Origin of the sequence: Zobellia sp. B3R18 (assembly GCF_018860715.1) — a bacterium.
GTDB lineage: Bacteria > Bacteroidota > Bacteroidia > Flavobacteriales > Flavobacteriaceae > Zobellia > Zobellia russellii.
This window is the reverse complement of the sequence record NZ_JAHKQG010000011.1, coordinates 1-15,200: the sequence shown is the minus strand read 5'-3', so window position 1 is coordinate 15,200 and position 15,200 is coordinate 1. Positions and strand designations below refer to the sequence as shown.

The following is a 15,200-nucleotide window of genomic DNA, read 5'->3' as shown; positions in this document are numbered from 1 at the left end:
CGCCACTTGGCGGACGAACTATTTTAGGGGGATACAATAATTCAAAACCCCTATTATGAAAGTACAATTAGTATCAATGGTTTTATTTATGTCCAGCGTAGTTTGCTTTGGACAGGAGAATCTAAAAGAAAGAGAAAAACAGGCGGCCTTTGATCCGGCCTACACATCTTATTCTAGAAAAAAACCAGCCTACGTTACGCTTAAAGATGGAGCCAAGATAGAGGCGGACATCAAAGATGTTGACCGTAAAAAAGGTCAGATCAATGAAATTAAATTCATTAAGCCAGATGGTAAAAAGCTACGTGTAAAGGCAGAAGAAATTGTAGATCTGTATATGGCTCCTGCTGGGCTTGAAAAATTGAACAATCAGAGTAATTTCTTGAACGATGCTACCAAATGGGGTAAAACCGATGCTTCAAAATATATGAACAAAGGCTATACCATGTACACCAATCAAATGGTTTCCTTAAAAAACAAAAAGAAGGAAGCGGAATATTTGATGCAAGTTATCAATCCAAAATTCAGTCAGGTTATTCAAGTATATTCTGATCCATGGGCTAAGCAGACCGCTAGTTTTGGAGTTGGAGGTATGAAGTTGGCGGGAGGAATCGCTAAGTCGTATTATATTAAAAAAGGTGATGAAAAAGTGCTGTGGTTGACCAAGAAAGACTTTGATGAGCATTTTGAATCTTTGTTTATGGATAACGAAAAATTCAAAGCTAAGTACGGAGGGGAGAAATTCAAATGGAGTCTGTTAGGTGTATACATTCTGGATTACACAGAGTTTGTTCTGGAAGATAACATGTAGTATTCTGCATAGATCAACTCATAATTTTAAAAAGGCCGCAATCAGTATGATTGCGGCCTTTTTGTTTTAAGTTGTCAATTATTTAAATATTTGATAATCTGTAAGCCAAGTTCCTCTGGTTTAAAATGTTCTTTATTTACCACATAATATAAAACCAGAGCACATTGGATTTTTCAGTTGTAGTTATGTATTTGGGCTTCATCTTGGCCGCTTACTCAGTAGTAGGAAACGATACCATACAGACATTGGGTACTTTTTTAAGTTCTAACGAGCGGAAAAAATGGTGGGTTCTGTGGTTGTTTGCGGGCGGTATCTTGGCGGCGACCTTAATTTTTGGATACGTAACCCATGGAGGGGATGTTTCTTATGGGAGATTGGCAAAATATCCCATGCCCCAACCGTTTGCTTGGTATTATTTATTGCCTCCCATTATCCTTATGTTGTTAACACGAACAGGTATTCCTGTGAGTACGTCATTTTTGATTCTTACTTTCTTCAACGAGAAAAATTTGAGCAGTATGGTCATTAAATCGCTCTCTGGCTACGGAGTGGCGTTTGCAGCGGCTATTGTGCTCTATTTGGCTATATCCAGATTGGTGGAAAAATGGTTCATAGAACGGTCTATAACGGCAAAGGAGGAAAGGCTCTGGACAATCTTGCAATGGTGTTCTACCGGTTTTTTATGGTCACAGTGGCTTATTCAGGATTTTGCTAATATTTACGTTTATTTGCCACGCGAATTGGATGTCTATTCAATGATTTTCTCCTTGGTGGTTATTTTGGGCTTATTGGCCTTTATCATTGCGTCCAAAGGTGGGGCAATTCAAAGTATAATCAAATCAAAGACAAATACGGTAGACATTAGATCTGCAACGATCATAGATTTCGTCTACGGTATTGTACTCTTTTATTTTAAAGAAATGAATAACGTACCTATGAGTACCACATGGGTCTTTATTGGTATTCTGGCAGGTCGTGAAATAGCATTGAACTATATGCTAAGGAAAAACGAGCCCAGGGCAAAAATGTTTAAATCGTTGGGTATGGATTTAGTCAAGGTGGTTATAGGTCTTGTTGTTAGTATCATCTTGGTATTCGCTGTAAAATATTTGGCAACGTCTATTTAATTTTATTTAAAATGAAGCTTGGGTTTGTATTTATGTCTGTCTTTTTACTGTGTAGCAATGCTATTGCGCAAGATGAGGATGAAAGAAAGGGCATAAATATAGCTGACTTGGTAGAGATGTCCGGAGATTGGTTTATTGCTTACCGAGACGGAATAAAACAGGTTCAGGCAGACGAGACCGTACCTGTTGAAAATGAGCATACAAGTAGTTTTGTTTTAAAGCGAAGTTATTTTACTCTTAAGAAAGAACTGAATGATATTTTTTCGGTTAGGTATACTATGGATCTTACTATAGATACGGAAGGCGATGATGCGGGTAATGTTGAAACACGCTTAAAGTACCTTTATCTAATGACCAAGCCTAGAATTAATAGTAAGGTGTTTACCGGTACCGGAATAGAGGTAGGAATGGTACATAGGCCTTGGTTAGATTATGAGCAAAAAATAAACACCTATAGAGTTCAGGATAACATGTTTATAGAGCGAAACAGGATATTCAACTCTGCAGATTTTGGTGTAACGGTTACGGGTAACATAGGGCCTAAAATGGATGAGGAATTCCTGACAAACGTAAACGGTGTTATGAAAGGTAAATATGCTAGTTATTCATTGGGGATATATAATGGAGGGGGCTATTCCGGAATAGAAAATAATAACAATAAAGTGGTGACCGGCCGTTTAACCGTGCGCCCTTTGGTCAATAGGTTGCCGCAATTGCAATTAAGTGGTTATTTTAATAGGGGAAAAGGAAACAGTGAGTTTTCTCCGGATTTTAATCAGGTTTTAGGTTTTTTGGCCTTTACGGAGAAGCAGTTTAGAATAACGGCTCAATTTCATGATGGTGTGGGGGATTTTAGAGCCAGATATGTAGATGCGGAAGACCCATCGCATGCTTTGGCCAATCATGGGTATAGCTTCTTTGGTGAGTATAAATTTGGCAAATCCCCTTTTTCCATTTGGGGGCGTTTTGATGAATTTACAGTAGAGGAGATAAATGAAGAGACCCAGCGCGTCATTGGAGGGTTTACATATAAGGTGAATAAAATGATTCGGCTCATTTTAAATACCGAACATACCACGGTAGATGGTAATACAGAAGATATCTACGAACTTAACCTAGAAATATCATTTTAAAAACAATAGCTATGGAGAGTATACTTTTTCCCACAGATTTTTCCGAAGTTTCAATGAATGCCTTTTTGTATGCTGTTGACTATGCAAAAAAAACAGAAAAGAAAATCATTGTTTTTCATGCGTATAATTTAGAAACCGAAACTTCGGAGGTAGAGCAAGCGTTGTACGAAAAACTGGATATTCAGAATTTCAGGAATAAAAAAGAAACCTTTCCGCCTTTTGAAAAAATACTCAGAGAAAGACAAATAGATAGTCTAAAGGTAAAATACGTGGTTCGTGAAGGAAATTTTATAGAAACGTTTACCCATTATATTGATAAAAGGGAAGATAAGATTGATCTTGTAGTGATGGGGACACAAATTAGCAAGAGTGGCCTTTTTCAGTTGTTTACGGAGACCAGTACATTAAAGATTCTGGATGAAATTAATAAACCCGTTATTGTAGTTCCGGGCAACGCAAAGTTTGATGGCAACTTAGATAATATTCTTTTCTTGGTAGATTATCATGAAGATGAGAAAGAACCTTTGGAGGATTTGATAAACGAGTCTAAAGGGTTTAACGCAAAACTTCATGTAGTTCATTTTGATTTGGCTCATGGAGATTCCATTGTGCCGCTAATGGATCGGTTCAAGGCTTCTCTAAAGAATTTTGACATAAGTAACGTTACGTTTGAAACTATAGATTCCATAGACATTAAAAAGTCGCTATTAGACTACTGTATTCAGCATGAGATAGATATTGTTTGTCTGATCAACCATAAGCGTAATTTTTATCAAAGATTGTTTACCTATAGTTTAACCGAGGATTTAATAAGGAATATTAATACACCCGTAATGGCTATTTATAGGGATTAATTAGTGAAAGAAATACTCACCAGCTCGTTAAAGAAAACGGGTTAATGAGAATTTGTTCTATTTTAAAACCCCATATTCAATAAAGAATATGGGGTTTAGCGTATTTGAAACCTAGTAAAATTTTTACTCCCGTAAGGCCATGGTGTTGCCTTGTGAGTCGGATAGAATACTTCCTTCCGTAGACGCTTTCATGGAGACAATTTCGTCTGCCATATCGGTTCCGGGGTATGATATTATGTAAGTGTCATTTTCATGACTCCATGTAAAATCGGTTTTAAAAGTAATTTTGCCATTACTCTTTTGGTGGTATCTTCCTAAATAGGCATCGTTAAATATCCATTCTTTACGGATGGTACTCCCTCCTTTGGATGTCTGACTTGCTGCTGTTACCTCTACGTCTGACCAAATGCCGATAACTGGGTCATTGTTTTCGGGAATTTCGGTACAGTTGCTTACCAGTACTATGGCAATTATCGCTAAAAATGAAAAGACTTTTTTCATTGTCGTAGGTTTTAGTTGATTGGGGGTTTTCTTTAAATTAGAACGCCTGTTTTTAAATTCCTATTGCTACAATTCGATGTACGGCAACAAATCCCTTTTATCTTCGTTAAAGCGCAATTTTTTTTAACAGGAGTGTATTTCAACGAGTAGTTTATCGGTTAAATTTCTTCCATTTAACCCAATTTTCACCGTAGTTTTCCTTTCAGATTGTTTATTTTTGGGAACCCTTTTCAAAAAAATGATTTTTAATAAGAACAAAGCTTGCTAGGTTCAGCAGGGCCGAGTAAGATTTATTAAGGTCAAAAAAGGGCGTTTTTTGAGAAAAGTCTTTAATAACAAATAAATAATAACAAATGAAAGTTACCGTAGTAGGGGCAGGAGCAGTAGGAGCAAGCTGTGCCGAGTATATTGCCATAAAGAATTTTGCATCTGAGGTAGTCTTGTTGGATATCAAAGAAGGTTATGCCGAAGGGAAAGCCATGGACTTGATGCAAACTGCATCATTGAACGGTTTTGATACCAAGATAACAGGTGTAACCAATGATTACTCTAAAACTGCTAATAGTGATATTGCCGTAATTACTTCTGGTATTCCAAGAAAACCGGGTATGACCCGTGAGGAGTTAATAGGTATTAATGCGGGTATCGTAAAAACGGTATCGGCTAATCTTGTAGAGCACTCGCCAAATGTAACCCTTATCATAGTAAGTAACCCAATGGATACTATGACGTATTTGGTGCACAAAACTACAAGTTTGCCTAAGCATAAGATTATAGGTATGGGCGGTGCTTTGGATAGTGCACGTTTTAAATACCGTTTGGCCGAAGCTCTTGAGGCTCCAATATCAGATGTAGATGGTATGGTAATAGGTGGCCATAGTGATACCGGTATGGTGCCATTAATATCTCATGCTACAAGAAACAGTATTCGAGTATCGGAATTTTTATCGGAGGACCGCTTAGAGCAAGTGGCTGCAGATACTAAAGTAGGTGGTGCTACACTTACTAAATTATTGGGAACAAGTGCATGGTACGCGCCAGGTGCTGCGGTTTCAGGTTTGGTGCAAGCTATCGCTTGCGATCAGAAAAAGATTTTCCCATGTTCTACCTTGCTAGAAGGTGAGTATGATTTAAACGATATCTGTATAGGTGTTCCGGTTGTTTTGGGTAAAAACGGAATCGAAAAAATAGTTGATATTCCACTTAGCGATGCCGAAAAAGCTAAAATGCAAGAAAGCGCTGCAGGAGTGAAAAAGACCAACGGTCTACTAGAATTATAGTAGTTGGTTCAATAATAAATAAGAACATCTGTTCCGGAAATATTTCTGGGGCAGATGTTTCCGTTTTACAATAACTCCAAATATATTGCCAATTCCTATGGGAAAATCATATATTTGCACGCTGTTATAAAAAGCACGCAATTAATTCACATAACCAATGCAGAATAAAGGACTTATTAAGCTTTTTGCCCTACTCTTTGGGCTAGTAAGTATCTACCAGCTATCCTATACTTTTATAGGTGGTAAAGTAGAAAACGAAGCTAAATCGTATGCGGAAAGCCGTATTTCAGAGGCAGAAGAGAACTACGTTTCTAAACGTGAAGAGTTAGAGACTAGGTATTTAGACTCCATAGGAGACAATTCTATTTTAGGTTTTACAAATTATAATGAAGCCAAAAAGAAAGAATTGAACAAAGGTCTTGACCTTAAGGGTGGTATTAACGTTACCCTTCAGATTTCCGTAAAGGATATCTTAAAAGGATTGGCCAATAATACCAAAAACCCTGTTTTTAATAAAGCCTTGGCAGATGCCGATGCCGCTTCAAAAAATAGCGATGACACGTATATAGAGCTATTTTTTAATGCTTTTGATGAAATAAAAGGAGATACTAAACTAGCTTCTCCGGATATTTTTGCTAATAAAGGCCTTAGTGGAGAAATTAATTTTCAGATGTCAGATGATGAGGTTAAGCCTATCATCCGTACAAAAATTGACGAATCCATTGTTTCTGCTTTTGAAGTACTTCGTGAGCGTATAGATGGTTTTGGTGTAACACAGCCAAATATCCAACGTGAAGGTAACTCAGGCCGTATCTTGGTTGAATTGCCAGGAGCTAGAGATATTGCCCGTGCGCAGAGCCTATTGTCAAGTACCGCTCAATTGGAGTTCTGGGAAACTTATGAGCCTAATAATCCTGAATTACAAGGTTTCTTTTTTCAGGCCAATGAAAAGTTGAAGTCGCTTGTAGATATGGGTGATGATGAAGAGCCGGTAAAGAAAGAGTCGGAATTGGATTCTTTGCTTTCTGATGTATCTACAGATTCATTGGATATTGCTGGTCAGAAAAACCCATTGTTCGATAAGTTTCAATTAGGAGCGCCTAGCTATGCTGTTGGTGTTGCCGCTATTCAAGATACTGCCGAAATAGGTTCGTACTTAAGAATGAAAGAAGTTAGAAGATTACTTCCTGCAAGTATGCAGTTCGTAAAGTTCTTATGGGAAAGACCATCTGAAGGTTCGGAGATAGCCGAACTTTATGCATTAAAATCTAATCGTGACAATACACCAAGAATTAGTGGTGATGTGGTTAGTGATGCTCGTGACGAGTTTGTAAACGGTAAACCTGCCGTAACCATGAGCATGAATACCAAAGGGGCTAAGGAATGGGAAAAGCTTACTGGTGATGCTTATAATAATAGAACGGGTATTGCTATTGTACTAGATAATAAAGTATACACTGCTCCAGGGGTTTCGTCGGGACCTATTTCCGGTGGACGTTCAGAGATTACCGGTACTTTTACGGTCAACGAAACAAAAGATATTTCAAACGTATTGCGTGCTGGTAAATTACCGGCGTCCGCAGAAATCATTCAATCAGAAGTTGTAGGTCCATCTTTGGGACAAGAAGCTATTGATAGTGGTTTTATGTCGTTTATGATCGCTATGGCCATTGTATTGGTCTGGATGGTTTTCTATTATGGTAAAGCGGGTGCTTTCGCAGATGTTGCTTTGCTGTTAAATATTCTGTTGATATTTGGGGTGTTGACCAGCTTAAGTGCTGTATTGACCTTACCTGGTATTGCGGGTATCGTTCTAACCATTGGTATGTCCGTAGATGCGAACGTACTTATTTTTGAACGTATAAAGGAAGAATTAGCAAAAGGAAAAGGAAAATCATTAGCGGTAGCGGATGGTTTTAGTAATGCCCTTTCGTCTATTCTTGATGCAAATATAACAACGGGTCTTACGGCGATTATTCTCTTTATTTTTGGTTCGGGTCCTATTAAAGGTTTCGCAACAACCTTACTTATAGGTATTGTAACGTCTTTATTTACTGCAATCTTTATTACACGTCTATTGGTAGATTGGTATATTGAAGGAAAAGGTCGTTCGTTGGATTTCTCAACAGCACTTACAAAGAACCTTTTCAAAAATGTAAATATCAATTTTCTTTCAAAAAGAAAGTTTGCCTATATACTATCTGCAATTTTAGTAGGTATAGGTGTTTTCTCTTTAGCAACCAACGGATTGCAACAAGGGGTTGATTTTATAGGAGGACGCTCGTACCAAGTTCGTTTTGAGCAGTCTGTTAATCCATCTGAGATAGCTTCCGAGTTAAATGATGTATTTGGTAGTGGAACTAACGTAAAAACGTTTGGAGATGCCAACCAGATTAAGATTACTACGCCATATAAGGTAGATGTAGAAGGTATAGAGGTTGATAATGAGATTCAGAACAAATTATATGCCTCGTTACAGAAATACCTTCCAGACGGTATTAGTGAAGAAAACTTTAAAGCAGGAGGTTCAGGCGATAAATCAATAGGTATATTGCAATCTGTTAAGGTTGGACCTACCATTGCGGATGATATTAAGAACAACGCGTTCTTGGCAATTTTAGGATCTCTTGCAGTGGTATTCTTGTATATATTGTTCCGTTTCCGCAAATGGCAATTCTCATTAGGTGCTGTAGTGGCGGTTTTCCATGATGTTATGATTGTATTGGGAATATTCTCTTTGTTCGGTACTATTATGCCGTTCAACATGGAAATTGATCAGGCTTTTATAGCGGCAATACTTACGGTAATCGGATACTCATTGAACGATACCGTGGTTGTTTTTGACCGTATTCGTGAGATAATAGGCGAGCGTGGTTGGCGCGGTGGTGAAAACATCAACTTGGCACTTAACAGTACATTAAGCCGTACATTAAATACGTCTTTAACTACATTTGTGGTATTACTAGCTATCTTCATTTTTGGAGGGGAATCGTTAAGAGGATTTATGTTTGCTATGATAGTAGGTGTTGTAGTAGGAACCTACTCATCACTATTCATTGCAACCCCGGTAATGTTCGATACGTTGAACAAGTCTTCTAGAGCTGGTGACCTAGTAAAAGATACAGCTAAACAAGAAACTGAGGAAGTAAAATAAATTTCTCTATATTTGAAGAGTTAAGAACTAACTAACTCAATTAATTACAAAAAGCCGTTTGCATTTGCAAACGGCTTTTTTTTGTCCGGCGTTTTTGGACTTAAAAAAAGCGACTGTCGTTTAGGAGGGCAATACTTTTCCGGTTGAGCCCGTATCGGATTTTTCTAGTTGATAGATGAACTCAGCTTCAAGGCCGGGTTCTTTTCTGTGGGATACAAAAATAACGGTAGTATTGCTTTGAGAGGCAAATTTGTTGACCAAGGCTACAAAAAGAGCTGCGCTGTCATCATCCAGTCCTGCTGTGGGTTCGTCAAGAATGAGTAATGGAGGATGTTTTATCATGGCTCTTGCGCACATGATCAGTCGTTTTTGCCCCATGGAAAGGTCATGAAAAAGTTTATCTTTCATACCCCATAGGCCAATAAGTTGAAGCCATTCTTTTGCCAACCTCAATTGTGCTTCGGTAGGATGTATGTACAGTCCAACGGAGTCATAGAATCCGGAAATAATCATATGACTAACGGAATGATAGCCCGTAAATTTATCCGTCATTGAAGGCGTAAAATAGCCTATTCGTTTTTTAATTTCCCATACGCTTTCTCCGGAACCTTTTTTACGGCCAAAAATATAGAGTTCTTGGCCATAACCCTTAGGGTTTTCACCAGTTATCATAGAAAGTATGGTTGTCTTTCCACTGCCGTTTCTACCCCTTAATTCCCAAAACTCACCTCTTTTAATATGCCAGGAGATATCACGTAGAATAGGCTTTTCATTGTAGGATACGCCTACGCCTTTTAATTCTATTAATGTCTCTCCTTCAATTTCATAAATGTGTATAGGTTGGGGGATGTCATTTTTAAACAGTTCCTTTTTGGTCTGATTGGAAAAACCATCAGGCGTACCTTTGGCAACTAAATCTTTACCCTCCAGCTTGTAAAACGTATTCGCAAAGGGCATTACATCTGCTTTGCGACTTAATATTTGTACCATGGGGGTATGAACCGAAACTTTCTGAAGTGTATTCTTTAGGTCTTCTTGGGCGTCGGTATCCAAATTATCAAATGGGTTGTCCAAAACAATAAAATCTGGCTGGCTACTAAGGATATATTTTAATAACGCTTTTTTTTGCTCCCCACTAGACATTGATTTTAAACTTTGTTTGGTATCTGATGTAATAACCTTGCTATCATGACGGTCTTCTCTGTCAATAAAGCGCTCAACGGCCAATTTAGACATTAGGGCACCCTTTAAGTTTTTCAGCTCATAAAAACCTCCGGGAAGTGGTCCTTGTAAAAGTGCTGTTATCAGTTCCCCTTTTTGTGAAGTATTCGCCGTAAAAACGGCCCAATGTTTTGGTGTCATAAAAGAACTCTAAAAATATGTACAGTATTGTTATGATATGTGTTGGTTTTGTCTAAATGCATTCCGTTTTTATAGCTATTTTGTGAGAAGGTAGTTTGTTGATGTGAATTACGAAAGTTTTTTAATTAATAGTTGGTGTCATGACGCTGTAATAATTAGTTGCATTTATAGAGACCTACATGCTATTTTTTAAAATATTGGGTTATATAGATTAAGCTCTCACCTAAAATAAATTTACGCTATCATTGTTTTACAACTGAACCATAACCATTACCTCCCAAAGTTTGAAGCTCTAAACTATATGAATGTGTACCTGCTGAAATAGGAATTGTTAAAAGAGTATTATTCTGACCTGGACCTGCATATAAAAAATAAGGAATACCATCTACCGTAAATGTAAGTTCAGCTCCTTCTGGACTAAGAAAGTCTCCACCATTTAATCTCATTTCAAAAACAACCGCAGGCCCTGAGCTAATAATTAAATCTCCCTGAACAAAAGTACCTATAGCCCCAGGGTTAACATTACTTCCATTACTAAAGGATATTGTTTGGGTAGGAGGACCAGTGATATTAATAGTAAATTCTACAAAATCAGTCGCTCCATCATTATCTGTAACTGTCATTGTTGCAGTATAAGTTCCCGGAGTGTCGTAAATATGTGTAGTCTCAAATGGGAAACCTCCGTTAATTGTTGCTCCATCTCCAAAATTATAAGAGGTACCTACGATAGTTCCATCAATGTCTGTTGAATTCAAGTTTTTAAAATTTACAGACAATGGAGCGCTACCTGTTAAGGTACTCGTGGTACCCATTGCATTCGGCGGCTGATTACTAGATTCTTCAACGTTTATCATTACTGTTTCGGAATCCGTTGCCCCATTGTTATCGGTAACCGTCAAAGTAACAGTAAATGTGCCTGGATTAACGTATTGATAGTTAGGATTCGCAAGTGCACTTGTTTGGCCATTTTCCCCAAAATCCCAAGAATAAGAGACTATGGATCCATCGTCGTCAATAGATTGGTCCCCTGTAAAATCAACACTAAGGGGTGTAGTGCCATTTGTGGCACTGCTAGAAATTACTGCCGTTGGTGGCTCATTCACTGGTTCACTAACACTTATCGTTATAGTGACAGAGTTCGTTGCACCATCGTCATCGGTAACTTTAAGGGTTACGATATAATCACCAGGACTTATATATTCATATGTTGGATTTGCCTGTGAACTTGTTCGGTTATTCTCCCCAAATTCCCATTCATATGAAACTATGGAACCATCGTCATCAATAGATTGGTTCCCTGTAAAATCAACACTAAGGGGTGTCGTGCCACTTGTAACACTTGTTGAAATAACTGCAGTAGGACTATTATTGGGGTCATCTACACCGGTAACAATTACACTAACCGTAGCAATATTAGAATTAGAATTACCATCGGTTACCCTATATTGAACAGTTGTTGTTTGGCTATCACCATTGTTTAGACCATCAAATTCGCCATTCGTATTGAATGTAAGGTTTCCGCCAGCGGTTATGGTAAACAGACCACCACCTGAACCGCTAATAGATTGTCCAATATTAGCAGGGCTGCCCCCGACCCAATTGACTGTTAAGTCATTATTTTCATTATCAGTGTCATTTGTTAAAATTAGTACGTTTAGATTGCCAGCTTCAGCTATTGTATAAGTGTCATTAACAGCCACAGGTGCTAGGTTAACTGAGGAATCTACCGTAACGTTAATCGTTGCTGTTGCGATTCCACCATTTCCGTCATTTACGGTATACACAATATTATCTTCTCCGGTATAACCAGATGTAGGTGTATAAACGATAGTATTTCCTGAAACTATAGCCGTACCGTTTCTGAAGTCGGATATTATGGTAATCGTAAGTTCGTCGCCATCGGCATCGTTAATATAGGGAGAAAGGTCGATACTATTATTATTACTGTCCTGCTCCACATCAACGGAGAAATCCCCAGCCGTTGGCGCAGTGTTCGTATCCGCTGTGACCGTAACGTTCACGGTATAGTCCAATGTAGTGTTATCCTCGGCGGTTACGGTGTAGGTTACATTGTTGGTAAAGTCGGTGGGGGTTCCTGAAGGTGGGTTGACAGATTGTCCGAAAAACTCAATAATAGGGGACAGTGCGGTTACATCCGTTCCAAAGGGCAAGGTCACCGATATATCCGTACCGTTGAATGTTCCCGATACCCCATCAATCACAAAACTGTCAATTGATTTTTCGCCGCTGGTTTCCGTGACAACGTTCACGGTCCAGACCTGTGGGTTGCCGTTCTCGGCGGTCACGGTATAGTTCACGGGCTGGCTGAAATCCTGTTGCGATGCCGGCCCGGGGTCTATGCCTGCCCCAGTGGAAATATCCAATATGGAGGGAACTACGTTCAGGTCCGTTCCGTTCGGTACGTTCACCGTTATGGTATGGTTCACATCGTTTATGGCCACACTGTTCTGAACGGGCAGTTCAAAGCCCGTTATCGCGTTCAGGCCGCTTCCCGTAGGGGCGGAGACCGTAACGTTCACGGTCCATACCTGCGGCGTCCCGTTTTCCGCGGTAACGGTATAGAGCACCTGTCCACTAAAATCCTGTACGACACCTGTCGCGGGCAAGACCGTGGCCCCGGGCGAGACCCCTAGGACCTGTGGGGCGACGTTCAGGTCCGTTCCGTCGGGTACGTTCACCGTTACCGTATTGGTATCCGGGTCGATATCCGCACTGTTCTGGACCGGGAGCCCGAACGCGGTTATGTCATTGGCCCCGCTCCCCGTAGGCGGCAATACGGTGGTATTGACCGTCCACTCCTGTGTATCGCCATTTTCCGCTGTGACCGTATAGGTAACGGCACCGGAAAAATCCTGAACGACGGTCCTTGCCGGGGATACCGTGGCGTCCGCCGATATGTCCAGTACCGAAGGGGCACCGGTCAAGTCGGTACCATCGGGTACCGTAACGTTGATGGTAAATGTGGTAGCGTTTATGTCCGCGCCTGTTTGGCCGGGAAGTTCGAATGCCGTTATGGCGTTCTCCCCACTGCCCGTGGGCTGGGATACGGTCACGTTCACCGTCCATACCTGCGGCGTTCCCGTCTCGGGGGTCACCGTATAGGCAACGGCCCCGGAGAAGTCCCGGACCTGGCCGATGGCCGGTGCCACGCTCGCCCCTGGGGAGACCTCAAGTATTTCCGGGGCTATATTAAGGTCGGTTCCGTCGGGTACGTTGACGGTTATCGTATGGTTCCCGGTATCGATGTCGGAACCGTTCTGGCCCGGAAGTCCGAAGGCCGTGATATCGGTATCCCCCGCAACGGGCAGTACCAGTACCTTGGCCGTTACCGTCCAGACCTGCTCGGTACCGTTGCCGGATGTAACGGTATATTCCACAGGGGAAGTGAAATCGCGTACCTGCAAGAGGGCGGGTGCCAGGGTGGCGCCTTCCGAGACTATCAACAGTACGGGGGCCACGTTCAGCGCCGTGCCCTCGGGAACGGTCACCGAGACGGTATGGGCCTGCGTATCTATCGTTGCGGTCTCGATCTGGCCGTTCAGTGCGAAGGCCTCTATATCGTTCGCCGATTGTAGCGATACCCCCGTAATCTCGACAAGGACGCTTCCGCTGACCTCCGGGTCGGAGACCGAGGTGGCCGTTACCGTGACCGTTCCCGCGGAAAGACCGGTCAAAAGACCGTTTTCGTCCACGGTCGCTATGGTATCGTCACTGGAGGACCAGGTCACACTTGGGTCCGTTGCGTTCTCGGGAAGGACCGTTGCCGCCAGTTGGCGCTGCGCTCCCGTGGCACCGGGGTCCGCCTGTGAAACGGAAATGCCCGTTACCGGTACCCTGTCCGGGGGGATCACCTCTACGGTGACCGTATCGCTGGCATCGGGATTGGAAACGGAGGTTACGGTAACCTCCGCCGTGCCCAGCCCTACCGCGATACATACATTGTTTTCGTCTATGAGAACGACATCGGGGTCACTGGAGACCACCGTTACCTCCTGATCGGTAGCATTGGGCGGGTCGAAGGTGAACGCAGGGGGTATCTCGTCCCCGAGCTTCATCTTGATCGTATCCTGGCTCGAAAGGGTTATCGATATCACCTCTATAAATTCCACCACGTTGAAGTCCACACCGGCCTCGATCTCCTGTCCGTTGCTGTCTCGCAGGGTGAAGACCAGTTGCTGCGGGCCTATCTCCGAAGGGGTGAAGACGAGCGGGTAGGTACCGGGGACGATAGGGCCGTATTCCCCCTTTGGGGCGTAACCGTTCTCCTCCGAGGGCACGAGGCTTCCCGCGCCCGAACCGAGCCCGTACACGGCTTGGTAGCCGATCTCCAGATCGGTGTCCAGCCTTTCGAACACCAGTGAAACGTCCACCGGTTTTTCCAGTTCGAGCTCCGAGAGCTCGCTGGAGGCCTCCCAGACCACCGGTACATCGGAGAGCTCGTAGGAGACCTCTATATCCTGTGAAATCCCGAAGTTGTCCGCCCCGGTTATTTTTACCCTGTGGCCGCCGGTCTTGGAACCCATGTACACCAAGGGTGCGGAAAGGCCCTCGGATATGGGCCACCCCTTCCCGGGTTCCACGCGGTTGCCCTCCATGTCCTCGAAATGGCCCTCGCCGTCGAGTATCTCATAGGTGATGGTATATTCATAGTTCTCCAGTACCTCCTCGGGAACGATGGTAAAGGTGCTGGGAAGCCCCTGGTTCACATAGCCCTCGGCGGTGTGCTGCTCGCTGAGCTCGAACTCCACCTCGGTGATGAGCCCTACCTCCTTGGTACAGGCAAGGGCCAACAAAAAAAGACAAAAAAAGGATATCGGGATCTTTATGTAGTTCTTCATTTTGTGGTAGGGGAACTTTTAGCTCATTTTAAAAAATACTTCAATATCTTTCCGTGTTTTTAAAAGAAAGTCCTACAAGATATGCAATCCGTTCCAACCGTGCATAACCAAGGAACTTTTTT

At 41.8% G+C, this 15,200-nt stretch carries 10 protein-coding genes; 7 read left to right on the top strand and 3 right to left on the bottom strand.

The features are described 5' to 3' along the window. The first annotated feature begins 55 nt into the window (after positions 1-55). From KO513_RS06625 to KO513_RS06610, 4 genes are all read left to right on the top strand, one after another. On the top strand, positions 56-808 hold the full coding sequence (locus KO513_RS06625; protein WP_215912774.1) for a hypothetical protein: 753 nt from the start codon (positions 56-58) through the stop codon (positions 806-808). Positions 809-972: 164 nt separating this feature from the next. Next, on the top strand, positions 973-1,935 hold the full coding sequence (locus KO513_RS06620; RefSeq protein WP_252735697.1) for a hypothetical protein: 963 nt from the start codon (positions 973-975) through the stop codon (positions 1,933-1,935). A 32-nt stretch (positions 1,936-1,967) separates the two neighbouring features. Next, complete coding sequence (locus KO513_RS06615; RefSeq protein ID WP_215912773.1) at positions 1,968-3,068, top strand: hypothetical protein; 1,101 nt, start codon at positions 1,968-1,970, stop codon at positions 3,066-3,068. Between the two features lie 11 nt (positions 3,069-3,079). Continuing rightward, positions 3,080-3,922, top strand: a complete 843-nt coding sequence (locus KO513_RS06610; RefSeq protein ID WP_215438235.1) for a universal stress protein — start codon at positions 3,080-3,082, stop codon at positions 3,920-3,922. Positions 3,923-4,045: 123 nt separating this feature from the next. Here the strand turns inward: KO513_RS06610 and KO513_RS06605 are convergent, their stop codons facing one another. Further along, positions 4,046-4,423, bottom strand: a complete 378-nt coding sequence (locus tag KO513_RS06605; RefSeq protein WP_215912772.1) for a hypothetical protein — start codon at positions 4,421-4,423, stop codon at positions 4,046-4,048. Positions 4,424-4,776: 353 nt separating this feature from the next. Between KO513_RS06605 and KO513_RS06600 the strand changes: the two genes are divergently transcribed. Beyond that, complete coding sequence (locus tag KO513_RS06600) at positions 4,777-5,703, top strand: malate dehydrogenase (protein ID WP_215912771.1); 927 nt, start codon at positions 4,777-4,779, stop codon at positions 5,701-5,703. Between the two features lie 157 nt (positions 5,704-5,860). Next, the gene (gene secDF, locus KO513_RS06595) at positions 5,861-8,857 is read left to right on the top strand and encodes a protein translocase subunit SecDF (RefSeq protein ID WP_215912770.1); all 2,997 of its coding nucleotides are present in this window, start codon (positions 5,861-5,863) and stop codon (positions 8,855-8,857) included. A gap of 120 nt (positions 8,858-8,977) precedes the next feature. Here the strand turns inward: secDF and KO513_RS06590 are convergent, their stop codons facing one another. Both KO513_RS06590 and KO513_RS19760 read right to left on the bottom strand, forming a co-directional pair. Beyond that, entirely contained in the window at positions 8,978-10,219 is a 1,242-nt protein-coding gene (locus tag KO513_RS06590; RefSeq protein WP_215912769.1) for an ATP-binding cassette domain-containing protein, read from the bottom strand. Between the two features lie 242 nt (positions 10,220-10,461). Then, positions 10,462-14,610 (bottom strand): beta strand repeat-containing protein, encoded by a 4,149-nt coding sequence (locus KO513_RS19760; protein ID WP_215912768.1) that lies wholly within the window; start codon positions 14,608-14,610, stop codon positions 10,462-10,464. A 129-nt stretch (positions 14,611-14,739) separates the two neighbouring features. Between KO513_RS19760 and KO513_RS06580 the strand changes: the two genes are divergently transcribed. Next, positions 14,740-15,141: a hypothetical protein gene (locus KO513_RS06580; protein ID WP_215912767.1), complete on the top strand. Its 402-nt coding sequence runs from the start codon at positions 14,740-14,742 to the stop codon at positions 15,139-15,141. The last annotated feature ends 59 nt before the right edge of the window (positions 15,142-15,200 follow it).